The following is a 21854-nucleotide window of genomic DNA, read 5'->3' as shown; positions in this document are numbered from 1 at the left end:
TCTCTTTATTTCTTATACATTCGCCATTATTCTACCCAGTCTTGTCGTTTTTTTGGGCTTTGTCGGGTTTTCGTGTACAAATATATAACGAGCCATTTGGCTGTAGTTGTGCGTAAAATACTTCATTTAAATCAGTTATATTCTTTTTCTTTAGTTTCTTCCTTAAACTTTCTTCGGTTAAATTCAGCTCTTCCATTGTATTCCATACTATTTTTCCATCTACTACAACTTCAGTTGGTATATGTTCAGGAATAGAGACGTCTGCATTTACATCTTGTTTTGTAGCGGATTGTTCTGCTGGTTTTTTAAGGACACTCAGCTGCCCATTGGTTTCTAGAATTGCATAATGAACATCTTGGATAGAATAAACCGATTGTTCCCTGAGCATCATCATTAAATCACTCATATGAAGCTTCACGGACTTTAAGGCTTGCACTGAGATTTCGCCGTTCTTAATAATTACGGTTGGGCTGCCGTCTATTATATTTCGCCACTTTGGAGATTTCATGGCAATGTAACTAGCGAGTAAAGTGAGTACTGACCACCATACAAGCGAGACTAGACCATCTGGAAAGGATGTTTCTTTCTGAGCCGCTATTTCTGCTGCTGTAGAGCCGATGGTAATACCGGTTATATAATGGAAAAACGTCAGTTGGCTAAGCTGTTTTTTTCCAAGCAATCTTGCTAATATGAGCAAAACGACAAAAGAAATAGTCGTTCGAAATAGCATTTCCCATAAATTTGTTTCCCAAAATTTTGATTCCAAGAAATTAGAATCCCAGAAATTCTCCATATATAGTCACTCCTCTATTCATTCGCGCTTAGTATGAACGTAAAAAAATAGGTTATTCTCTTAATAGAAAGAAAAATGGAATTAAATAATTGCTATAATAAGGTGTAACTTCACTCGTACTCAATTGTTGAAAAGAGCAATACTGTTCTTTTAAGTGAAATTAAAAGTGATAAATAAAATGAAGATAGAAAGAAGTGAATAAGTATATGGCTACAACAATGGCGAAATCCGCTTTAGGGAATCCTATCTATCCTATTATGGTTGTGATTGGGATTTGCCATTTGTTTAATGATACATTGCAGGCAGTCATTCCTGCTATGTTCCCTGTATTAGAAAAGGAGATTGGACTGACCTTTACACAATTAGGGTTCATTACTTTTGTGTTGAATATGGTTTCCTCTGTATTACAGCCTGTAGTAGGCTTTTTCAGTGATAAAAAACCGAAGCCGTATGCATTGCCTTTAGGTATGGGATGCACAATGCTTGGTTTAGCCGGCATCGCGTTTTCACCGAATTATTGGATGATTCTGCTCTCTGTTATTTTCTTAGGTCTAGGCTCCGCAGTCTTCCATCCAGAAGGATCGCGCGTTAGCTTCATGGCTGCTGGTTTTAAAAGAGGCCTTTCTCAATCGATTTATCAGGTGGGCGGCAATACTGGACAAGCGCTTGCACCATTAATTAGCGCTTTTGTGCTTGTACCTTTTGGACAAATAGGGGCTGCTTGGTTTTTAATCATTGCTGCTATCGGCATTTTTCTTCTTTCACGTATTTCTGTATGGTATAAAGAGCAGCTTGAGAAAGAACAAAGCCAAAAGAAGAAAAAAACAATCATATCAAATCTGCCTGTATTGACTAAAAAGCAAATTGGTATTGCGTTAGGCTTGCTGATGGCAGTCATTTTTGTTCGCTCATTTTATGTTACAAACATGACTAATTTTTATGTCTTTTATTTGATGGACCGTTATCATCTTACTATTCAAAAAGGCCAGTTATTTATTTTTATTTTCTTAGCAGTAGGGGCAATCGGCACATTTTTTGGAGGACCAATGGCAGACAAGATGGGTCGAAAAAAAGTCATTCTGCTGTCCTTCCTTGTTCCAATACCACTTGCGCTTTTACTTCCATATATACCGTTATGGCTAGTCGTGATTTTTCTTTCATTGATTGGTTTCTTCATTATGCTAAGCTTTTCAGTGACCGTCTTGTATGCACAAGAATTAGTGCCAACCAAAGTGGGGACTATGTCAGGCTTAACAGTCGGGCTTGCATTTGGTATGGGAGCAATCGGCTCAGTTGTTATTGGTATAATGATGGACCATTATGGCGTCTTTGATACGATGATATTTATCTCTATATTGCCTGTTTTAGCACTTGTCGCTTTCTGGTTGCCATCAGACCACAAAATGGCTGAATAGTATGGAGAAGGATTATATAACTATAAAGGCAACTTATCGATACATCGAAGGATAAGTTGCCTTTTTGGTCTTTCAAAATTAATTGAAATATCTAGACATGCAGTGACAAGTTAGCGAAGAAAAAAGCATAAGATGAATTATAATCGGATAAACATGATGAAAGGTGGAATCTCTTGTATTATCAAAATATGTATCATATGCCTACTTCACCACGCTTGATTACAGTAACTGGGTTTGGCGAGGTAGCAGCAGCGCCTAATTATGTGAAACTGCAGGTGGAAGTGATTACAAAAGCGCAGGAAGCAAGAAAAGCCCAAAAAGAAAATGCAGTGCTGATGAATCAAGTGATTCAATCATTGCTGTCTTTAGGCATCCAGCAAGAAGATATGCAAACAGCTTCTTATCGTATCTCTCCCAATTATGATTTTATTGATGGAAATCAGCTATTTAGAGGCTTTGAGGTTTCCAATGCGTTATCTGTAAATGTAAGAGAGATGGAAAAAGTAGCGCTTGTCATTGATACTGCAGTAAAAAATGGAGCAAATAGTGTTTCTGGCATTGTTTTTAAACTAGATGATGCAGAGAAATACAATCATCAAGCCCTACAACTGGCTCTTCTGAATGCTCGGCGAAAGGCAAAAGCCATTGCGGCGACGATGAATGTACATATATCTTCTGAACCTATAGAAATAGAAGAAATACAAGCGTTTGAGCAGCCTCTATATAGTAGAGCAACCTTAGCTAATGAGACAAACACACCGATAGAAGCAGGCCTTATTTCTGTTAGTGCAGCATTGAAAGTCACATTTCATTATTAACATCAGTGGAGGCCAATTCTGATGAATTTCTCCAATTATCTTCAAGATTTTATATGATCAAATCCCGCTTAGGGCGGGGAAACTAACCAAGGTGAGATTGGCGGCGATTAAATGAGGAAGAAATTTTTGTTTTTCACCCTTTTGTTTTATGGCATATATGCAGCTTGTATGTATGTTTATATTTTTCAAATGGGCACTGGCCAAATTCCCGCAAGTTTAAAGGGTTCTGTAGCGGATCCTGCAGTATTTATGTCGAAGCATGAACTTTTACTAAGCGAAGAGTACTCAAAGATTCGAAATTACCTCTTCTTTGTCGTAACACCATTTGAGTGGATTATCTATTTATTTATTTTGATTGCAGGATTATCTCGACTATTCGAAAAGTGGGCTATTTCCAAGGCAAAATCAACTGTTTTTCGAACAGCTATTTATGTATTCTGGCTAAATTTCATTTCGTATGTATTACTTCTGCCTATCCGGTATTATAGCTATCATCTAAGCATGGAATACGGCATTAGCAATCAAAAATTGTTTTCATGGCTTAAAGAAGGTTGGATTGATTTTGGGGTCAACTATATTATGTCTGCGATAGTGATGGCAACCATTTATTGGCTCATGCAAAAAAGCTTAAAAAACTGGTGGCTGTATGCATGGCTGCTCTCTATTCCTTTCACCATTTTCGTTATGTTCGTTCAGCCGGTTGTCATTGATCCGCTATACAATGACTTTTACCCACTTCAAAATAAAGAGCTAGAAACCAAAATATTAACATTAGCCGAGAAAGCAAACATTCCAGCGGACCATGTGTATGAAGTGAACATGGCAGAAAAAACAAATGCGATGAATGCGTATGTGACTGGTATAGGTAATAACTCTCGAATTGTTTTATGGGACACGACATTAAATAATTTAACGGACCGTGAGATCCTCTTCATTATGGCGCATGAAATGGGACATTATGTAGAGAAGCATATCTACTATGGTGTGGCAGGCTATATTCTTTTGATGCTGATTGGGCTCTTTTTAACTGCCAAAATAATGAACTGGTCAGTTAGACATTACGGCTCTGTTTTACGAGTGAAAAAAGTTAGCAATATCAGCTCTATGCCTCTGTTTTTATTGATTACATCCTTCTTGTTATTTGTTTCGAGTCCAGTATCGAATATTGTATCGAGGTATCAAGAAGAAAGAGCAGACCAATATGCGATTGCCTTAACGGGTGACCATGAAGCAGCTGTATCGTCATTCCAGAAACTGACGAAAGCAGGCTTAAGTGAAGTAAATCCTCCTCGCTTAATCAAGTGGTTCCGTTATACGCATCCGCCTATGCTTGAACGAATTTATACTGTATACGACAAAAGCCAAAATTCAAATGAAGGAAATAATAAATAATTCAATGATAAGCTGCAAATTGAGCAAAAACTTCATGCTCATTTGCAGCTTATTTTTGGAAGAATATATAAAAAATCATGTTAGAATAGTGGGAGAATAGAGGAAGGAGAATTCCCCGATATGAAATTAGCAATTTTTGGAGCTACCGGCCGAGTGGGCAGTGAAGTAACAAGGCTTGCACTAAAAGATGGACATGAAGTCATTGCTCTTGTTCGCGAACCGGAGAATATAAAAGAAACAAAGGGTCTAACTGTTATAAAAGGAAATGTATTTGAAAAAGAAGATGTAGAAAAAGTTTTTACACATAAAGTTGATGGAGTTATCAGTGCTCTTGGGACAGACCGTACGACTACCCTTACAGAAGGAATAGCCAATATCATATTGGCGTTGGAAAAGGCGGCTGTAAAAAGGATTGTTACCATCGGGACAGCAGGTATTTTAGATAGCCGGGTGAAGCCTGGACAGTTCCGCTTTCAAACAGGTGAGTCGAGACAAAAAGCCACCTTTGCAGCAGAAGAACATCTGAAGGTGTATCAAATGTTAAAAGAGACATCTCTTGCTTGGACAATCGCTTGTCCCACTTATTTACCAGACGGTATTGCAGCAGCGCATTATCGTGTAGCAAAAAATGTATTGCCGATAGATGGTATGAAGATATCTGTGGGAGATACAGCCCAATTCGCATATGAAGAATGTTTGAACGGACAGTTTATTCAAGCTCGGGTAGGACTTGCTTATTAATTGTATAGAAACGGGGGATTGGATGTTAACTGATGATATAGCACATCGCGGGAAAGTAAAAGAGCTATTTACTATAAAAGTAGAATCACATATCCGTGCTTTCTTTCACCTTATTTTAATTGAGTTGGTATTTATATGTTTAACAATAGGTAATGGAACAATTGCGGATAGCGACTCAGTAGGCAATCTAAATATCACATTTATTTTTTCTATGCCAGTTATTGCTTATGCTTTCAGCTTGTTTTGGATTTTTGCTATTTCTTTAAAGATGCCTACCAATGAAGGAATAAATACATCAGCGAATAGATTTAGTGTTCGTGCCCATTTATTGGCTGACTTTTTATTGCTGTTGGTGATCAGCCTGACAATCGGTCTTACCATGCTGTTGTCCAATTATCTAGAGATCATGCTAGTAGATTTACTTAAACAAGATTCTATTGTTATGGGCTATACCATTTGGAACGCGCCGTCAGTATTTCTTGCTAATTTTCTTACTATGTCAATTGTGGCCTTTTCTGTAGGATGCTTGGGTTACGCTCTTCATGCACTCTATCACGCATCTCTCCCGTTATTCATTCTTTTGGTGGCTGTAGTTCTTTTACCAATCAATTATTATATAGACTCACTTTATGGATTTCTTAGAAACGGCATTTTTTCACAGGAAGCATCCTTATTTAATCTACCCTTTTTAGGCTTATCGCTTCTTTGTATAGGGCTTGTTTATTTGTTGAGAGATAAGCGGGAGGTGAAAGGATAATGGGGCTAATTGTCGCTTGTATCTTCATTCTAATAGGAATTCTGCTTATTATTTTGATGCGTAGGCTAATTAATATTGAAAGCATTCGGAAGATTAAACTGATTATAGCTATATACGCTATTTTATTGCTGGTTGCTACAATTTATGTTGGTGTGTTTAAGCCAGATGTAGTGCCAATGACTAAACAAGAAAAAAATGCAATTGTGAAAGAAAATACTGATTTTCTAGAGCGTGCGGAGAATGGACAATTGAAAGGTAAAGAAGAACCTTTCTTTGTAAAGACATTTACAACTGATGTGCCCAATAATAAACTGTTTATCACATCTAATACAGTTAGTGATATAGGTCAAATCATTATTTATATGAATAAAGTTAATACAGAAAAACGTGTAGTAGAAGGCACAGTCTATCATACAAATGCGTATTATTTATCATTACAATTAAATGAAAGTCAGCCATTTGTAAAAGTGGATGGGAAAACACCAAGTACAATTAAGATTCACGGGGCGAGAGAAATAGATAAGAGATTTAGAGTTGCAACAGATACTATGCCACTCTTCCCATTTAACCCGCCTTATTTCAAAGGTTACAGCAAGAGTTATAGTTTGATTCTTCCAGGGTATACAATAATAGATTTAAAGGTACCTAAAGGAGTAAAAGTAAAAGATTTCAATAAATTAATTGTTCAAAAATGAGTGCTAATCGTAAAAGTACATTTTCCGAAAGCCTATGATAGAATAGGTGTAACATTATTGGCTATTATATGGCTTAAAGGAGTTTGATCGGCAATGAGAGAACTAGATGATAGGCCTTTACCGCTCAACATCTCTCAAGAAGAGATCACAACTGAGAGGATCGAAAATTTAAGAAAACAGTATATAGATGAAGGATACAAGCGTTGGCCGAACCATTTCTCAGCAAATAAGCGCATGCATTTGCAAGCACTTACAAAGGAAGAAATTGAATCAGTTGGATTACCAAAAGAGATCTTTTGGAAAATGGTAGAGTTCAATGTCAGTGCTAAAGGTGGCTTAAGCTTTGAGAGAATTGCAGCTATTGGCGAGCGTATAGACTTTTTGGCATCTGAATATTGTACATATAGAGAACGCATTGCAAGAGATTTTTCGGGTGAGGAAGAAATAAAGCAGTTAGAGAAGCTTGAAGATATTTGGAGCAGGGGATTAGAGCGGCTTATTAATGCTTATACAGAAACAGTGGGAGATTTCTTCGAACGAAATGGAGCAGTGGGCGAAAAAGAATATATGCGCCATTCCATCCTGGTTATCTACCAGCAGAAAGTGGATCAGTATAAGGAGTTTCTAGAACAAAATCCTGATTATGCTCAGCTGAAAGGCTCGCAGGATGCATGGCTTGAAAGAGATTCCTATTTTATGGGAGATTTGCTGCGTCTTCTTTTCACGGGGGTTAAAATGCAAGCGCAATTGACTAATTCAGATGATGGTTACCAAATAATCGACTTAGCTGCGGCAGGAGCCTTTTATCAATCTGCAAAGAAATGGCTGATTAATCAAAAATCCACTGCTGTCAGTGAAGAGCAATTAGGGGTAGAGCTAGGTTTCTTAGCGATGAAGCTAGTGGTGTTGCTTCAAACAGAAGAGCTATCTGCATCCTTAAAGGAGAAACTAAAAGGGGTGTATGATTCATTTGTAGATTATAAAATTGAAGATCTCAATAAGCGGCAAGAAGAGGCAAAACACGACCCTTATTCTATACAAGCGCATAGCTATAGTAAATTAGATGCGGAGAGTGTTCATTATTGGCTAAGGCAAATGCGCACCTCTATTCAACAGGGGAACGTGGAAAAGATTTTTCTAGAAATTATACCGCTTGCATACGAGGAATTCCAAAAGAAAACAGTGGAAAAGAGTGAGCTTGAACGGTACCAGCAGCCAAATGATTGGGACGATTTCTTTTCTGATGCGGAGCATATCACTTATCCAGCAGGTAAGCCGGATGACTTCCATTACAATACTATGATGATAGATTGGAATATATTTATTGAAAAAATCGCCAATCAGCCATCTTTCATGGTGATGAATGACAAAAGACTGTAGAAGATTGTTCTACAGTCTTTTTTGTCTTATTTATTTAAAGCCTCTACCATTTTACTTAGTAACTCATTAGGAGAAAGACCTGTTTTGCCCCCGCCTTGCACAAATGTATCATTGCCTCCGCCATTGCCATCGATTACAGAGAAAACGGCATTGGATACATCTTTCATACTGACTTGTTCCGTATCTTTTCCCTTTGCTGCAACGAATTGGACTTGCTCTCTATCCTTTGAAACAAATAGAATGGTGTTTTCTGGAGCCAGTTTTACAATTGCTCGCGCTAGTTGCTGCAATTCTTGTATAGAACGGTTAACGAATGCCTTAGTGATTATTGGTACTGTAGGATTTTCCATAGCCAATTCTTTTGCTTCGTATGAAAGAAGCTGTTTCTCCGCCTGGGTACACTTTTTCTCTAAAGATTTTTGAGTATCAAGCAACTTCTGTACAGCACCAGCTGTTTCCTTTTCGGGAGCATTGGCCAGTATGGCTGTCTTCGCCAATTCCTTTTTTCTCCATCCTAATTCGTGCACGATGCGCATCCCGCAAACAAAATGGACGCGGGTCTTATTCTTTTGTTTCTCTGTTGAGAGAATTTTGATCGCTTGTACACCGCCAGTTGTGACAGGGTGAGTACCACCGCAGCCATTATAATCAAACTCCGGTATGATGACGAGTCGGATTTCGCCCGTTACCTGAATTGCTTTACGTAAAGGATATTTAGAAAGCTCTTCTTCTGTGATCCACTTTGTCTCAATGGGACGATTATCTAGGATTATGTCATTTGCCCTTTTTTCAACGGCTTGGAGCTCTTCTTCTGTTAATTCTGAGGTATCAAGGTCAATCGTTACAGTCTCTTGTCCAAGATGGAAGCTGACTGTTTGATAATTAAATAACTCTACAAAGGATGCCGTGAGAATGTGTTGGCCCGCATGCTGCTGCATATGATCGAATCGGCGTTCCCAATCTATCTTGCCGTGTACTGTTTTTGTATCTTCCGGCAAGAAAGAAAGAACATAATGCCGAATATCTCCATCTTCTTTTTCTACATCCACCACTTCTACATCATTTAAATAACCTGTATCATGCGGCTGCCCGCCACCTGTAGGGTAGAAAGCAGTATTGTCTAAGACAATATATTTCCTCCCGTCTTCAGCAATTGCTTGTTTAAGTATACTTGCTTCAAATTCCTTCATCATCACATCTTGATAATAAAATAGCTCTTTCATGATGTACGCGCCCCTTTGCTTTACATATTTTCGATTTCCTATATTATAAAATAATGAAAGCTTTAAAAGGAGCGATATGATTGGACATATTAGCATACACAATGGAAGAAATCGTGGACCCTACACACATTATTGAAGGTGAGCGATACGAGTTTTTGCTGGATATAGAGATAGATGAAGAAGACGAACTCTATAGAGAGGGCGGGCTTGAGATACGAGCAATTATCTCCAAAAAAAATGATGAAATCGCCATTGCCAATTACTTCTTAATTGCAAAAGCAGATGCTTCAGTATTAGACTTTGCTTTAGAAGAAGATGAAGAAGCGATGATCCTAGCATTTTGTAAAGAGCGTATTCTTTTAGGTGAATAAGGGATAAACATTCACTCTTCATTACACCAGATTAGCACTCAAGGAATTCTGAGTGCTTTTTTTGTTTGCGTTTGATAGCAAATTGTTTTTCCAAAATGTAGATGTTAGTATAGAGATAACTTGATTTTTAGGAGGCATCCAAAATGTCTGCATTCAACTGTAATGCATGCTCTATACTATTCTTTTGCTAAAGAAATGGAGCACTGTTAATGCAATGAATCATTTCTTTAGGTAGCTCATTTAAAAACCTATTTAATGGAGTGATTTCGAATGGAAAAAACAATAAAATCTTTCTTATCCGTAGCAAATTATCATCTAATTGAGCAGCAACTGAATAAACTATTAAACGCCTATACAACAACAAAAGATAAAAATGTACTTCAAGCTGTAAAAGGACTCGTGGAAAATGAAATTTTCAATGCAATTGATCCATCTGAAGAACAAACAAAGCTGATTGAACCACTATACACAATTACAGAACGCCAACAAGGCGATTCGTTTTTGCAAAGCCTAAAGCCTTATGTCATTCCTTTTTACCAAATCTCAACAGCAGAGCTAAAAAAACTTTTTAGAAAAGAAAAGAAACTAAAGCTACCAAACCTAGAAGATTTGGACTTTCAGCATATTTGCTATTTGAATTGGGATGATACCCAAACGCATCGCAAATATATTGTTATAGAAGATGAAGGTAATCTGAAAGCTTTAAAAGGGACGATGAGCACCAAAGTAATAAAAGGTGTTTGTTCTATCTGCAACCATCATGGCGATGTGAGTCTGTTTACTACCAAAACGAAAGGGCAGACAGCTGAGACGTTCACTAAATATAGCAATTATATTTGTATAAATGGGGAGCAGTGCAACCACAATATATCGGATCACGCTAAATTGATTGAATTTTTTACACGCATTTCAGAGTAGTCTATCTAACGGAATAGAGAATAGGAGGGGTTCATGATGTTCAAAAAACTAGCATCAGATGCATTAGGATTATCAGATATTGGCATGGTGATAGCGAAAGAAGATTTTGATAAAACGGAATCTGATGATTTTGTCATGCATGAAGCTGGAGAAGTTATCTATTATTTAATCAAAACGAAGGCAGATGAGTACTGCTTCACTAATTATAGTTTGATCCATGTAGATGGCGATTCAGCAATCAGCAAAAAACGGCTGTTAAAGAGATATGATTATGAACACTCACATATCTCAAATGTAATGTTAGAAACAGCAGGAACAATAGATTTAGATATAGAGATTAAATTTACTATGAACAACGAGCCATTTTCGATTGATATACACAAGAAGTTCGATACAGAGATTAAAGATCTTTATAAGGCATTACATGCTATTTCCCAAGAAATGATTCATAATCAAAAAAAATATGAAATAGCAGAAAGTAGCTTATCACTGGCAGCACAGGCAATAGGTAAGGTGAACACGCAAGAAGGTACGGCTGCACAGGCCTTTGAACAAATCACACAATTCGCTAATGACTGGATGCTTAAAAGCAAGAAACAATTCGTCAAAAAGGATTATAGCGAAGTCTTTGAAATGTATATAAACAATTAATAAAACAAGCCCTTTTCTTTTGAAAAGGGCTTGTTTTTTGAGAAATAAAAAAAGGGTCAAGGTTTTCACCAAGACCCAAAATTAGGTTTATACTCACATGAAAGTTCAACTCTTCAAAAAAAGAACTGAACTTAAAGGAGCTTATCATACTATTATATATATATCAAGGTTTATTTAAGGAGGAAGTTGCTAGCTATTTACCTTTTTTTCTTTTGGCGTCTCATGATTAAATACACTCGTCACAAGGTAGATGAGAAGAAAGAGAATTAACGAACCCTTCCAGGTAATCTGTACATGTTGAAAGCTAGGTATGATTACCTTTTTAAAAATAGTTAAACTCAACAAGAATTGAATGATTGTACTCATAGTACTAATAGGAAATGCCAGCTTCAGGTTGCTACCGGCTATGATCATTAGACTTATTAAATCTAGAATAATAACCATCGCAATAATCAAAATTAGTAACCATTCAAAGTAAAAGAAATTTTGATAACCTTTTTCGAATAACTCCATGCTTGCCAAGTTAAACTTAGCTAATATATTAAATAAACCAAAAAACCCAAAGTATGGTAGAGTGATGGCCAATAGTAGCAGTACGACCATGATGGCAATTAATAGACATAACGCAGGCCAACCAGAGACATGGATTTTAATTTTCTTATTTCTAAACATAAAAATCCTTTCTTTAACTCAATCATTTCTTTTATAACCTATCTCTATTATAAAACAGTAGTACCTACATTGCACATGAACAGTCTAAGGAATAAAAATTGAAAGAATAAATATTAGCAATAGATAGTAATCATTAGATGGAAGTAAAATTGGATAATTTAGAAAGTAACTACATTTAGAAACTTTATATTTTCTCAAAGGAAAATTTATTCAAGAGATAGAAATCTAGATATAACGGAAAGTATTTTCGTTTCAAAGCACAGCCATTTTATAGAGTAGCGGAAGATGGCGACTCCTGCGGGAATAGCTTGAGCTGAAAGCCCCGCAAGAACGAAGTGATGAGGAGATTGAAGCCAAGCCCGCGGAAAGCGCCATCTGGAGCGGAGCTATAATTGTCAAAAGGAGCTATGACGCATGATAGAAAAATATGAAGTGGAAGTAATACTTGATGTTTATAGAGGTGTTAAAGAGGATCTTGAAAATACCATTGAAGAGATGAAAGCCTATCAAAAAGAATATGAGAATGATTTGGTTACTGTTCTTGAAATAAAAGAGTTACCCGTTATCCAAACGGACAAAAGGCAATATATCATTATTCTTCAGGTAGAAAGGGATACAAATAATTTGGGACGAATATATGAAAGTGAAGAAGAAAAGTTATTTGGTTTTGATGAGGATGATTAAAAAATTGTCGAATTCCTAAAAAAATAGTTTTATTTCTCTTGATTTATGTTAACCTATAAATATATTTGGTTAACAAAGGGGAGAAAGAACAAAATGACAACAAATGTTACTAATGTAAAAGGTAGATTTTCTGCACGGGAGATCGCTTATTGTGGCTTATTTGCAACTTTAATGATGATTGGCGCAAACGTGTCTTCCTTCCTCGTAATAGGAGGCGTACCTATCACCATGCAAACCTTCTTTGCTATTTTAGCAGGTTTAGTATTAGGTAGCCGTTTGGGTACTGTTTCTATGCTGGTTTATACGTTGCTAGGTTTAGTAGGGGCACCAGTGTTTGCAAAGTTTAGTGGTGGCTTTTCGGTTATTTTGAGCCCGACGTTTGGATTTATCGTAACATTTATAATGGTTGCTTACATAATAGGGAAGATGGTAGAACATAGCCGGACAAAGACTATGTATTTGGCAGCTGCTTTAGTAGGACTAGTAATCAATTATGTATTTGGTACAACATGGATGTACTATGCCTACAAATTGTGGGCACAAGCCCCAGAAGGATTTACTTATAAAATGGCATGGCTTTGGATGCTTCCACCGTTGCCAAAGGATATTATCCTTTCCATTTTTGCAGGTCTCTTTGCTTTAAGACTACGCAAAGTCATTAAAATTGATTAATATAAGAAAAAAGCTGCTGTATAAAAAAACAGCAGCCTTTTTTTATTTGCTTAATTTTTTTATAAAGACAACCTTTAAATAATTGAATTCGGGGAATTCACGAGTTGCTCTGAAGTCTTTTGGTAAACCATATTGTTCAACAATCTTATACTTAGTGTTTGTATCTTTAAATGCTTGGTCGATAAATGTTTTAAACTTTTTCATACCGAAACTTGCATTATTTGTGGATGCCACAATAATACCGTTTTTTTCTGTGATTTGGATGGCGTCAGCCAATAATTTGGGATAGTCCTTAGCTGTTGAGAAGGTCATCTTTTTATTACGCGCGAAGCTAGGTGGATCTAGTACTACTAAATCAAACTTTAATTCGTGACGCGCTGCATATTTAAAGTATTGGAAAACATCCATTACCTTCATATCCTGTGCTTCATAATCAATGCCATTTACGCTAAATTGTTCAATAGTTTTTGGTAGGCTACGTTTAGCAAGGTCAACACTTGTTGTTTTCACTGCACCACCTAAAGCAGCCGCCACTGAAAATGCGCCAGTATAAGAGAATGTATTGAGCATATTTGTATCTTGTGCATAATGATCACGTATAGCTTCTCGCACATCTCGTTGATCCAAGAAGATACCCGTCATTGCTCCATCATTCAAATCCACGGCAAAGTTCATGCCATTTTCTTTAATAATAATAGGGAAATCACCTTCAGTCCCCATCACAAAATCGTCTTGTTCCATGTACTGGCCTTTTGTATCAAAGCGTTTTTTCTCGTAAACACCTTTAAAGTCCACTAATTCCTTTAGCGCATTATAGATAGATTCTTTAAATGAATAAATTCCTTCGCTATACCAGCTCGCCATATAGTAGCCATCGTAATAGTCAATCGTTAAGCCACCAATGCCGTCTCCTTCACCATTTACCACGCGGAAAGCTGTTGTATTTGAATCATTGTAAAAGTTTTCGCGTAGTGAAAGTGCTTTTTCTAGTCTTTTTTTGAAGAATTCGTCGTCAATCGTTTCGTGTTCTTTTGTTGTGAATACCCAGCCAATCCCTTTATTCTGGTTGCCATAATAGCCTGTCCCTACATAGCGGTTATGCTGATCAACTAGGCGTATTAAATCGCCTTCAGCTTGTAGTGCATCTTTATTTAGGATTGCGTCTTTTAGAATAAGGGGATAGCCCTTTTTTAAATCATTTACATATTTGGGGTCTACTCGCAATGTTTGTATTGTAGTCATTTCGTCATCCTTCAACATTATTTTATCTCAAGCCAGCGCTATAGTAACAAGCATAAAAAAAGCAGCTGCTTTTACAGTATGAGGTTACACCCATTATCTCATGTTATGCACTAAAAGCGAAATTCTTTATAAAATTGGATGTTAAATAACTCGGTGCCGTTTATGTCAGCGGCTTTTAAAGTATTAAAAAAATATCAAAAAACTCCCCTTTTGTATTATTTGTAATAAAAAGTAATCACCTTGTAACTGGAATGTAGTTGTTTATCCGTTTGAAATTGCCTAATATGGAGAACGTGAGCTAACAAGAAAACAACATGAACCGTTTAAATAGATCAAATAATAATCAAAAGAACGATGGAGGAATAACATACATGAATAAAAAAGTATTTAAAGTGATTACAGCTGGCACATTAACTTTATCATTAGGCATTGGTGCATTATTCGGAACATCCTCTGATGAAATGGCCCAAGCAAAGACTGTTGCAACTAACCACACTTCAGGCATTACAGCTGTTTCAAGTGCTAAAGCTGTTAAAGTTTCTACAACATTCAAAGCAAAAGCTAAACTTAATATGAGAAAAGATACATCTGCAAAAGCAAAAAGAATTATTACATTGAAAAAAGGCGCAGTAGTAAAAGCATCTTATAGAAAAACTGTTAAGAAGAAAAAATGGTATAAAGTAACATACAAAGGCAAAAAAGGCTGGATTGCTGAAACATATATTAAAAAATATACGAAAACTAAAAAGGTATCAAATGCCGTAAAAGGTAATAAACTTATTAGCGTGGGAAGCCAGTATCTTGGTGTTCCGTATGTATGGGGCGGCTCAACACCATCAGGCTTTGATTGCTCAGGTTTTACATCTTATGTATATAAAAAAGCAGGATATGGCAGCTTACCGCATAACACAGGTTCACAACGCGCTGCCACTAAAAAAGTAAGTACCCCAGATGTAGGAGATTTAATCTTCTTTGGTGCAACACCAGGAAGTTCAAAGATTACACATGTCGGTATCTATGCAGGCAATAAACGTGTATTGCATGCTGCAGGAAATAAAGTTCAATATCAAAGTGTAGCAAGCGGAAGCTACTGGGCTCCACGCATCATTGGATACGGATCTTTATAAGAAGAAGATAATAATAATACGGCCAAACACTTCTAGTTTCGAAGTGTTTGGCCGTTTTTATATTGATTGAGTGTATATTTTCGTATGTTTATTTTTATACAGAGATGGCTATGGTTTGAATGTAAAAACGATAAGGAGGAGATATAAAATGAACATTAATGAACAACAAAAAGGCGGACAACCAGGTCAAACACAAGAACATCAACCCGGCGTTGAATCTAAAATGAATCCTCTACCAATTCAACCAATGGATTATGTAGGAAGTGGTAAGTTGAAAGATCGTGTGGCGATTATTACAGGTGGCGATTCAGGAATCGGCCGAGCTGTAGCAGTTGCTTATGCTAAAGAAGGTGCCAATATCGTCATCAATTATTTAGATGAAGATGGTGATGCTGAAGAAACGAAAAAAATGATAGAAGACGAAAATGTAAAATGTCTATTAATCCAAGGTGATATTTCACAAGAGGAAACCTGCAAAAAACTGATCGATGACACGTTAAAAGAGTTTAACAAAATTGATATTGTCGTAAGCAATGCAGCTGTTCAATATCCAGTGGACAGCATTACAGATATCACAACAGAACAATGGAAAAAAACATTTGCTGTCAATATGGATCCATTATTCTATTTGAGCAAATTTGCAGTGCCTCATTTAAAAGAAGGAAGCTCTATTATCGCAACCACTTCTATTAATCCTTACAAAGGCAACAAACAATTAATCGACTATACATCAACTAAGGGTGCAATAGTGGGCTTTGTACGAAGCCTTGCACAAAATGTTGTTGGTCAAGGGATCCGTGTAAATATGGTTGCACCAGGACCAATCTGGACTCCTCTAATTCCATCATCCTTTGATGAAAAAGCAGTAGAGCAATTTGGTACTGAATCACTGATGAAGCGTCCAGGACAACCACGTGAACTTGTTGGTGCATATGTGTTACTTGCATCAGATGATGCTTCCTACATGACAGGCCAATGCATCCATGTAAATGGCGGGGAAATCATGCATTCTTAAGCCTTAATAGAAAAAAGCTCTTGCGAACAGTATTTCTGTACGCAAGAGCTTTTTTATTAAGCTTGTGTTGAAGCTTCAATGCGAGAAACGATTTCCGCTACAACAATTTGGCTTCCAAGCATTGGTGATTCTTTTGGACCTTCATTTGAATCAGCAGCTGGTCGTTTATGTGCTTGTTTAAATGCATCGCTTTCACGCCATTTTTTAAAGCCATCAAGGTTTTCCCAGTACATGTTGACGCTCATTTCATCATAATCTTCAAAGTCTTTGCTAACAGCTACTTCCACTTTTACAAAACCTTCAAATGATTGTAATGCACCAGGGCGAGTAAAGTTCGGCGCCATTTTCTCTGCAAATCCTTTTTTCACTTTAATACGGTTTGTTACTACGTACATCGTTCCATCGCTCCTCTGGATAAAATTTCTTTTCTTTAAAAGCGTATATCACTAGAGGTTCGAATGCAAATAAGAGACTTTATTTATCCTAGTAGGATTAACTCAAAATGTTTCAACAACTATGATGAAGAGCAAATTTCATATATGTAAAAAAAGATTAACAAAACATTTTAGTTCCCAAAATACCTATTTACTGACAGTTGCATTTCCTATTCTTCGTTCTTAATAAGCATATAAAGCATTTCAATATTCATGTATAATCTGCTAATGGTATAACCTTTCAAATTTTTAAAAAAATGAGTGAGTAAATCATATGAGAAAAAAATATTTGAAGCTGCAGCATTTAATTATAGGTGTTGCAATATTAGCATTCGCCTTAACAATCGGCAGCAGCCTTTTTAGTAGCTATCGAATGAATAAACAAACGCTTATGGATAATACGCTAGAAACAAATAGAGTATATGCAGAGAAGTTGGCGACGACTGCTAATAACTACTTAAATGAAACATTACAAACGTTAACATATAATACGAATATTCTCGCAACCTATATAAATGATGAAAAGCGTCTATTAGAAGAGGCGGACCGGCTTAAAATGCAAACCAATACATTTAACTCTGTTTCTATTATTGATAAGAAGGGGGAAATTATTGCCACATCTCCGCAATCTCTCAACTTGAAGGGCAGAATGGCTGATTTACCTGCAGTAGAAAAGGCATTAAAAGAACAAGAGCCAATGGTTTCTGACCCCTTCAAGGGCCTAACCCAAAAGGAACTGATATTTATATCAGCCCCTATATTCTCTAATAACGGAAAATATCTGGGGTTAGTAGGTGGCACTATCTATCTTGAGGAAAGTAATATTCTATATGAATTACTGGGCAATCATTTTTATAACGATGGTTCATATGTATATGTAGTGGACCGAGATGGTCGGATTATTTATCATCAAGATCACTCTCGTATTAATGAAGTTATAAAAAATAATGCAGTCATACAAAAAATTATGAGTCGGGAACCAAATGGAGCGCAACGTGTTATCAATTCAAAGGGTAAAGATATGCTGGCAGGCTATGCAATTGTCGGAAATGCGGGCTGGGGAGTCGTGGCGCAAAGGCCGACGGACATATCCTTGGAACCAGCAGTAACGATGGTTAAACAAATGTTGTACGTCGCATTTCCACTTCTTATTGTGACATTGGTTATTATCATTTGGGCAGCACTCAAAATATCTAAACCACTACAACGCCTAGCAGAGCTAGCAGAGAACAGTATGCAAAAGGATGAGTCTAAGAACTTGTCTGATGTGAAAGCATGGTATTACGAAGTAAGGCAATTAAAGACGGCCTTAATTCAAAGTCTGAGCTTTTTACATCAGCAAGTAACGTTCTTTATGGACCAATCAACGACAGATCCACTGACAGGGCTGACAAATCGCAGAACGCTTGATGTGAAGTTAAAGGAATTTACTACCGAGAAGATTCCATTTTCTCTCGTCATTATGGATATTGACCATTTTAAAGCTGTGAACGATACGCATGGGCACAATGTAGGCGATGAAGTAATACAATTCTTAGCATCTCAAATCCGATCAGCTGCAAGGCCATCAGATATTTGTTGTAGATACGGAGGCGAAGAGTTTATCATGGTTTTGCCATACACCAATACTCAACAAGCCTTTGATATAGCAGAAAACTTGCGCAGAGAATTAGAAGCAACAAATAGTCCAACAGGAGAGCCAATTACCATTTCAGCGGGGATTGCTGAATATAATCAAGCAGACATGTCTCCTTCCATGTTAATTGGAAAAGCAGACAAATGTTTATACCAAGCGAAAAAACAAGGAAGAAATCAGATAGTCATTACTTCAAGTTAAGAATATTACTTATAAAAACTGTATTTGAACTCCATTTATTAGGTGTTCATTTGCAGTTTTTTTATTAGGTTGCACATTGTCTTGTAAAAAAATACTTCTCTTCAGTTGTAGTATTAAATATGTCTGAATGCAAAAGATAACAAGGAATCTTAATCATTTGGGGAGGCGTTTTTATGGCGATGGATCGAGAAGGATTAATTCCTACCGTGCTTGGAACGGCAGTTACGATTACAGGTATGTCACTTCGCAATAATAAAGCTTTAAAGCCGATTTACAGAGGGTCGATCATTGGCTTTGGCCTTGCGCATGTGGTCTTAGGCGCCATAGACTTAGTCGAACATAGACGATAAAGATTCAATGGTGGGGTGGCTTTTGTCATCCCACTCGCTTTTCATTCTACAGCAGGGGAGGTGTTCAGGATGAAGACGATTTTGCGTATTGCCTTAGTACTAACGATTGTCGGTGCTATCAACTGGGGACTTATTGGTTTCTTTAGATTCGATTTGGTTGCTTCCTTATTTGGCGGGCAATTAGCGCCTATTTCCCGAGTAGTTTATGCACTTGTCGGCTTAAGTGGTTTAGCATGTCTTGCGCTCTTATTCATGCCTATCGGTGATGAAGCGGAAGAGACAATGGGAAGCGGACAAAGGAACTTCGACTATTCAACTGAGTTTGGTGAAGAAGAAGACTTTTCTAGATATCGGGATAAAGATGACGACAGAGATAAAGAAAATAAAGAATAACTTCTTTTTAGAAGCCATTTTTATGGCTTCTTTTTTCATACATTCTAAATAATCTTAAGAAAATCTTCATTTTCTTCCTACCTTTTTATTAAGAAAGTGGATATATACTGGAAAATAGAGTGAAAGGATAGGGAGGACGCTATTTTGATTCAATTACAGCATATTAGTCACACTTTTAAAATTGGAAAGAAAGGAAATGAAAGAGGGGTTCCTGTATTAAAGGATATCTCCTTTAATATTAATGATGGAGAGATTATCTCTATTGTGGGCAAAAGTGGCTCAGGAAAATCCACATTATTAAATGTCATAGCAGGTTTTTTAAAACCAGAAACAGGCTCCATTCATATGAATGGAAAGGAAACAACCAACTTTACCGAAGCGGAACACGCAAAATTCCGTATGGTGAATACAGGATTCATCTTTCAAAACTTTCAGTTGATGCCAGGATTGACGGCTAAGGAGAATATAGAGCTTCCACTCAAAATTAAAGGAGTGCCTAAGCAATCAAGAAAGCAACATGTCCAAGAAATTTTACAGAAGGTAGAGCTAGAAAAAGTAGCAGACCACTACCCAAATGAACTTTCAGGTGGTCAACAGCAAAGAGTTTGTATAGCGCGTGCCCTTGTGACAAATCCACCGATTATACTCGCGGACGAACCTACAGGCAGCCTTGACTCAGAGACGGAACAAGAAATTTTACAGCTAATTAAACAATTAAACGTACAAATGGGCATCACCTTTGTCATTATTACTCATGATGAAGAAGTGGCTACGATTGCCAATAGAACATTCCGCATGCACGACGGAGTATTAAAGGAGGTAGAGACCGTTGCTATTTAAAGACCAGATAGATTTTGTTAGGCAGCATGTCAAGAAAAATCGGATGCGCATTTTTACAACAGTGTTAGCAACTACAATGGGCTGTGCATTTTTGATTGTACTCGCTTCGATTGCTTTTGGTTTACAGGGAACCATGAAGGAAGAGATTCTATCCGATAGCGCTGTTACTAAAATTGAAGTGTATTCAAATGATGAAGAAAAGTTAGATGAAAAAGCGATTAGGAACATACCTAATGTACAAGCAATCGTAAATAAATCAAATATCCAAGCCTCTGCATTTCCTACTGTAAAGTTCGAAAAAAGGAGTGGAAGCAGTGAGATTAGTTTTAGCAATTTTGAACAAGCCAAGAAAGCAAAATTAAAATTGTCTCAAGGTACATATCCTTCAAAAAAGAATGAAGTTATTGTGGGGTACAACTTAGGACAAAATTTATTTACAAAACAAGAATTAAAAGAGATGGAAAAAGAAGATGACACTACAAAAGAAAAGAAAAATAATAAAGGGCTACAACAATCACTGTTAGGAAAAGAAATTACAGTTGCATTCCAAACAGAGGATGACAAAAAAACCAAAACACGTAACTATAAAGTAGTAGGTATTGGCGAAAAGCCAGTGAAAGAATGGTTAACGGATTCAACTATCCAAATGGATGAAGCAATGAAGCCAATCGTTCTCCGTGATTATAATAAGGTCGCTGATCAGAAGTTGAAAGAAAAAGACTTCTATTACGTAAGCCATGCAGTCTATGCCACAGATCTTGAAGCAGTAAAAGGTATTCTAAAAAAACTTAAATCTATGCACTTATCTGTTTACTCTGTCACAGAGCAATTAGACCAACTCAACGTGTTTTTCTTAGCATTAAAAATAGGTCTCATTTTTGTAGGAACAATTGCAGTATTGATTGCTTCCATTGGAATATATAATACGATGACAATGGCAGTAACTGAACGTATAAGAGAAATCGGTGTAATGAAAGCTATTGGAGCGGGACCAAGGCTAGTTCAGCGTTTGTTTGTGATGGAAAGCGCCTATATAGGGGTCTTAGGGACGGTGCTTGCCATTTTAATATCTTATATAATTAGTTTTGCCTCCAATCTTCTTTTACCAAAGATTTTAGAAGCTGTTATGCCTGAAAGTGGTATTGGCGAGTTAGGTATTCGCTTTTCAACAATACCATGGGAATTGGTACTAATTGCATCTGCAATTAGCATTGGGGTAGCAATTCTTAGTGGCTGGCGCCCAGCTCGAAAGGCAACTAAAATTGATGTTATTCAAGCACTTCGACAAGATTAAGAGGAGAATTGTATAACAGTAATTCAGAATTTAATAAAAAAAGCTCCCCATAAACGGGAGCTTTTTTTTATTATGCGTTTTCCTACATATTCTAATCCTCAAGATGAGTTATTTGGTTTGAAATATAATTTTATGTTCCA

The 21854-nt window shown here is 36.9% G+C and carries 24 protein-coding genes; 19 read left to right on the top strand and 5 right to left on the bottom strand.

Annotated features, from left to right (window positions below; all coding sequences use genetic code 11):
- Positions 1 to 31 precede the first annotated feature (31 nt).
- Positions 32 to 793 carry a DUF421 domain-containing protein gene (locus RCJ93_RS15970; RefSeq protein ID WP_223823636.1) on the bottom strand — a complete coding sequence of 254 codons (762 nt, stop codon included), beginning with the start codon at positions 791 to 793 and terminating at the stop codon, positions 32 to 34.
- A gap of 206 nt (positions 794 to 999) precedes the next feature.
- Here RCJ93_RS15970 and RCJ93_RS15965 point away from each other — a divergent pair, with 206 nt between their 5' ends.
- The 7 genes from RCJ93_RS15965 to RCJ93_RS15935 all read left to right on the top strand — a co-directional run bounded on the left by RCJ93_RS15965 (position 1000) and on the right by RCJ93_RS15935 (position 7991).
- Complete coding sequence (locus RCJ93_RS15965) at positions 1000 to 2208, top strand: MFS transporter (protein WP_446739557.1); 1209 nt, start codon at positions 1000 to 1002, stop codon at positions 2206 to 2208.
- A 173-nt stretch (positions 2209 to 2381) separates the two neighbouring features.
- Entirely contained in the window at positions 2382 to 3026 is a 645-nt protein-coding gene (locus RCJ93_RS15960; RefSeq protein WP_150285645.1) for an SIMPL domain-containing protein, read from the top strand.
- A gap of 111 nt (positions 3027 to 3137) precedes the next feature.
- The gene (locus RCJ93_RS15955) at positions 3138 to 4418 is read left to right on the top strand and encodes a M48 family metallopeptidase (protein ID WP_446739556.1); all 1281 of its coding nucleotides are present in this window, start codon (positions 3138 to 3140) and stop codon (positions 4416 to 4418) included.
- 120 nt (positions 4419 to 4538) lie between these two features.
- Positions 4539 to 5159, top strand: coding sequence for an NAD(P)-dependent oxidoreductase (locus RCJ93_RS15950; RefSeq protein WP_446739555.1), 621 nt, complete (start codon positions 4539 to 4541; stop codon positions 5157 to 5159).
- 22 nt (positions 5160 to 5181) lie between these two features.
- On the top strand, positions 5182 to 5916 hold the full coding sequence (locus RCJ93_RS15945; RefSeq protein ID WP_446739554.1) for a hypothetical protein: 735 nt from the start codon (positions 5182 to 5184) through the stop codon (positions 5914 to 5916).
- Positions 5916 to 6611: a hypothetical protein gene (locus RCJ93_RS15940; protein WP_446739553.1), complete on the top strand. Its 696-nt coding sequence runs from the start codon at positions 5916 to 5918 to the stop codon at positions 6609 to 6611. The genes RCJ93_RS15945 and RCJ93_RS15940 overlap by 1 nt, the downstream gene beginning before the upstream one ends.
- Positions 6612 to 6704: 93 nt before the next feature.
- The gene (locus RCJ93_RS15935; protein WP_446739552.1) at positions 6705 to 7991 is read left to right on the top strand and encodes a hypothetical protein; all 1287 of its coding nucleotides are present in this window, start codon (positions 6705 to 6707) and stop codon (positions 7989 to 7991) included.
- A gap of 26 nt (positions 7992 to 8017) precedes the next feature.
- Here the strand turns inward: RCJ93_RS15935 and RCJ93_RS15930 are convergent, their stop codons facing one another.
- Complete coding sequence (locus RCJ93_RS15930) at positions 8018 to 9214, bottom strand: alanyl-tRNA editing protein (RefSeq protein ID WP_446739551.1); 1197 nt, start codon at positions 9212 to 9214, stop codon at positions 8018 to 8020.
- 80 nt (positions 9215 to 9294) lie between these two features.
- On the opposite strand from RCJ93_RS15930, the gene RCJ93_RS15925 reads away from it, so the two are divergent.
- From RCJ93_RS15925 to RCJ93_RS15915, 3 genes are all read left to right on the top strand, one after another.
- Positions 9295 to 9585 (top strand): DUF6509 family protein, encoded by a 291-nt coding sequence (locus RCJ93_RS15925; RefSeq protein WP_173668495.1) that lies wholly within the window; start codon positions 9295 to 9297, stop codon positions 9583 to 9585.
- A gap of 270 nt (positions 9586 to 9855) precedes the next feature.
- A complete protein-coding gene (locus RCJ93_RS15920; protein ID WP_150285638.1) occupies positions 9856 to 10503 on the top strand; it encodes a FusB/FusC family EF-G-binding protein in 648 nt (215 codons plus the stop codon).
- Positions 10504 to 10539: 36 nt separating this feature from the next.
- On the top strand, positions 10540 to 11154 hold the full coding sequence (locus tag RCJ93_RS15915) for a PH domain-containing protein (protein WP_446739550.1): 615 nt from the start codon (positions 10540 to 10542) through the stop codon (positions 11152 to 11154).
- A 189-nt stretch (positions 11155 to 11343) separates the two neighbouring features.
- Here the strand turns inward: RCJ93_RS15915 and RCJ93_RS15910 are convergent, their stop codons facing one another.
- On the bottom strand, positions 11344 to 11826 hold the full coding sequence (locus RCJ93_RS15910) for a SepA family multidrug efflux transporter (RefSeq protein WP_150285636.1): 483 nt from the start codon (positions 11824 to 11826) through the stop codon (positions 11344 to 11346).
- Between the two features lie 414 nt (positions 11827 to 12240).
- On the opposite strand from RCJ93_RS15910, the gene RCJ93_RS15905 reads away from it, so the two are divergent.
- Both RCJ93_RS15905 and RCJ93_RS15900 read left to right on the top strand, forming a co-directional pair.
- Positions 12241 to 12510, top strand: coding sequence for a hypothetical protein (locus RCJ93_RS15905; protein WP_446739549.1), 270 nt, complete (start codon positions 12241 to 12243; stop codon positions 12508 to 12510).
- Between the two features lie 93 nt (positions 12511 to 12603).
- Complete coding sequence (locus RCJ93_RS15900) at positions 12604 to 13182, top strand: biotin transporter BioY (RefSeq protein WP_147198190.1); 579 nt, start codon at positions 12604 to 12606, stop codon at positions 13180 to 13182.
- Positions 13183 to 13224: 42 nt separating this feature from the next.
- Here RCJ93_RS15900 and RCJ93_RS15895 read toward each other — a convergent pair whose 3' ends face one another.
- The gene (locus tag RCJ93_RS15895; protein ID WP_150285634.1) at positions 13225 to 14424 is read right to left on the bottom strand and encodes a class I SAM-dependent rRNA methyltransferase; all 1200 of its coding nucleotides are present in this window, start codon (positions 14422 to 14424) and stop codon (positions 13225 to 13227) included.
- Positions 14425 to 14795: 371 nt separating this feature from the next.
- On the opposite strand from RCJ93_RS15895, the gene RCJ93_RS15890 reads away from it, so the two are divergent.
- Positions 14796 to 15551, top strand: a complete 756-nt coding sequence (locus RCJ93_RS15890; RefSeq protein WP_190323516.1) for a C40 family peptidase — start codon at positions 14796 to 14798, stop codon at positions 15549 to 15551.
- A gap of 148 nt (positions 15552 to 15699) precedes the next feature.
- A complete protein-coding gene (locus tag RCJ93_RS15885) occupies positions 15700 to 16566 on the top strand; it encodes an SDR family oxidoreductase (protein WP_066791383.1) in 867 nt (288 codons plus the stop codon).
- A 56-nt stretch (positions 16567 to 16622) separates the two neighbouring features.
- Here RCJ93_RS15885 and RCJ93_RS15880 read toward each other — a convergent pair whose 3' ends face one another.
- Positions 16623 to 16961, bottom strand: a complete 339-nt coding sequence (locus RCJ93_RS15880; protein WP_066791385.1) for a heme oxygenase — start codon at positions 16959 to 16961, stop codon at positions 16623 to 16625.
- Between the two features lie 313 nt (positions 16962 to 17274).
- Here RCJ93_RS15880 and RCJ93_RS15875 point away from each other — a divergent pair, with 313 nt between their 5' ends.
- The 5 genes from RCJ93_RS15875 to RCJ93_RS15855 all read left to right on the top strand — a co-directional run bounded on the left by RCJ93_RS15875 (position 17275) and on the right by RCJ93_RS15855 (position 21714).
- Positions 17275 to 18837 (top strand): sensor domain-containing diguanylate cyclase, encoded by a 1563-nt coding sequence (locus RCJ93_RS15875; protein ID WP_446739547.1) that lies wholly within the window; start codon positions 17275 to 17277, stop codon positions 18835 to 18837.
- 179 nt (positions 18838 to 19016) lie between these two features.
- On the top strand, positions 19017 to 19187 hold the full coding sequence (locus tag RCJ93_RS15870; protein ID WP_066792051.1) for an asparagine synthase: 171 nt from the start codon (positions 19017 to 19019) through the stop codon (positions 19185 to 19187).
- A gap of 69 nt (positions 19188 to 19256) precedes the next feature.
- Entirely contained in the window at positions 19257 to 19580 is a 324-nt protein-coding gene (locus tag RCJ93_RS15865; RefSeq protein ID WP_251648788.1) for a DUF378 domain-containing protein, read from the top strand.
- Positions 19581 to 19724: 144 nt separating this feature from the next.
- Positions 19725 to 20420, top strand: a complete 696-nt coding sequence (locus RCJ93_RS15860) for an ABC transporter ATP-binding protein (RefSeq protein ID WP_147198202.1) — start codon at positions 19725 to 19727, stop codon at positions 20418 to 20420.
- Positions 20410 to 21714, top strand: a complete 1305-nt coding sequence (locus RCJ93_RS15855; RefSeq protein WP_150285629.1) for an ABC transporter permease — start codon at positions 20410 to 20412, stop codon at positions 21712 to 21714. The genes RCJ93_RS15860 and RCJ93_RS15855 overlap by 11 nt, the downstream gene beginning before the upstream one ends.
- Positions 21715 to 21854 lie beyond the last annotated feature (140 nt).

The organism is Rummeliibacillus sp. BSL5, from assembly GCF_052928305.1.
This window is presented reverse-complemented; position numbering and strand designations above follow the sequence as displayed.

Bases quoted from the DNA above. Each gene is read 5' to 3' on its own strand.
- RCJ93_RS15930 (WP_446739551.1), bottom strand. From the start codon at position 9,214: ATGAAAGAGCTATTTTATTATCAAGATGTGATGATGAAGGAATTTGAA.
- RCJ93_RS15905 (WP_446739549.1), top strand. From the start codon at position 12,241: ATGATAGAAAAATATGAAGTGGAAGTAATACTTGATGTTTATAGAGGT.
- RCJ93_RS15970 (WP_223823636.1), bottom strand. From the start codon at position 793: ATGGAGAATTTCTGGGATTCTAATTTCTTGGAATCAAAATTTTGGGAA.
- RCJ93_RS15895 (WP_150285634.1), bottom strand. From the start codon at position 14,424: ATGACTACAATACAAACATTGCGAGTAGACCCCAAATATGTAAATGAT.
- RCJ93_RS15880 (WP_066791385.1), bottom strand. From the start codon at position 16,961: ATGTACGTAGTAACAAACCGTATTAAAGTGAAAAAAGGATTTGCAGAG.
- RCJ93_RS15865 (WP_251648788.1), top strand. From the start codon at position 19,257: ATGAAGACGATTTTGCGTATTGCCTTAGTACTAACGATTGTCGGTGCT.
- RCJ93_RS15965 (WP_446739557.1), top strand. From the start codon at position 1,000: ATGGCTACAACAATGGCGAAATCCGCTTTAGGGAATCCTATCTATCCT.
- RCJ93_RS15900 (WP_147198190.1), top strand. From the start codon at position 12,604: ATGACAACAAATGTTACTAATGTAAAAGGTAGATTTTCTGCACGGGAG.
- RCJ93_RS15940 (WP_446739553.1), top strand. From the start codon at position 5,916: ATGGGGCTAATTGTCGCTTGTATCTTCATTCTAATAGGAATTCTGCTT.
- RCJ93_RS15915 (WP_446739550.1), top strand. From the start codon at position 10,540: ATGTTCAAAAAACTAGCATCAGATGCATTAGGATTATCAGATATTGGC.
- RCJ93_RS15870 (WP_066792051.1), top strand. From the start codon at position 19,017: ATGGATCGAGAAGGATTAATTCCTACCGTGCTTGGAACGGCAGTTACG.
- RCJ93_RS15920 (WP_150285638.1), top strand. From the start codon at position 9,856: ATGGAAAAAACAATAAAATCTTTCTTATCCGTAGCAAATTATCATCTA.
- RCJ93_RS15945 (WP_446739554.1), top strand. From the start codon at position 5,182: ATGTTAACTGATGATATAGCACATCGCGGGAAAGTAAAAGAGCTATTT.
- RCJ93_RS15955 (WP_446739556.1), top strand. From the start codon at position 3,138: ATGAGGAAGAAATTTTTGTTTTTCACCCTTTTGTTTTATGGCATATAT.
- RCJ93_RS15910 (WP_150285636.1), bottom strand. From the start codon at position 11,826: ATGTTTAGAAATAAGAAAATTAAAATCCATGTCTCTGGTTGGCCTGCG.
- RCJ93_RS15875 (WP_446739547.1), top strand. From the start codon at position 17,275: ATGAGAAAAAAATATTTGAAGCTGCAGCATTTAATTATAGGTGTTGCA.
- RCJ93_RS15890 (WP_190323516.1), top strand. From the start codon at position 14,796: ATGAATAAAAAAGTATTTAAAGTGATTACAGCTGGCACATTAACTTTA.
- RCJ93_RS15935 (WP_446739552.1), top strand. From the start codon at position 6,705: ATGAGAGAACTAGATGATAGGCCTTTACCGCTCAACATCTCTCAAGAA.
- RCJ93_RS15950 (WP_446739555.1), top strand. From the start codon at position 4,539: ATGAAATTAGCAATTTTTGGAGCTACCGGCCGAGTGGGCAGTGAAGTA.
- RCJ93_RS15885 (WP_066791383.1), top strand. From the start codon at position 15,700: ATGAACATTAATGAACAACAAAAAGGCGGACAACCAGGTCAAACACAA.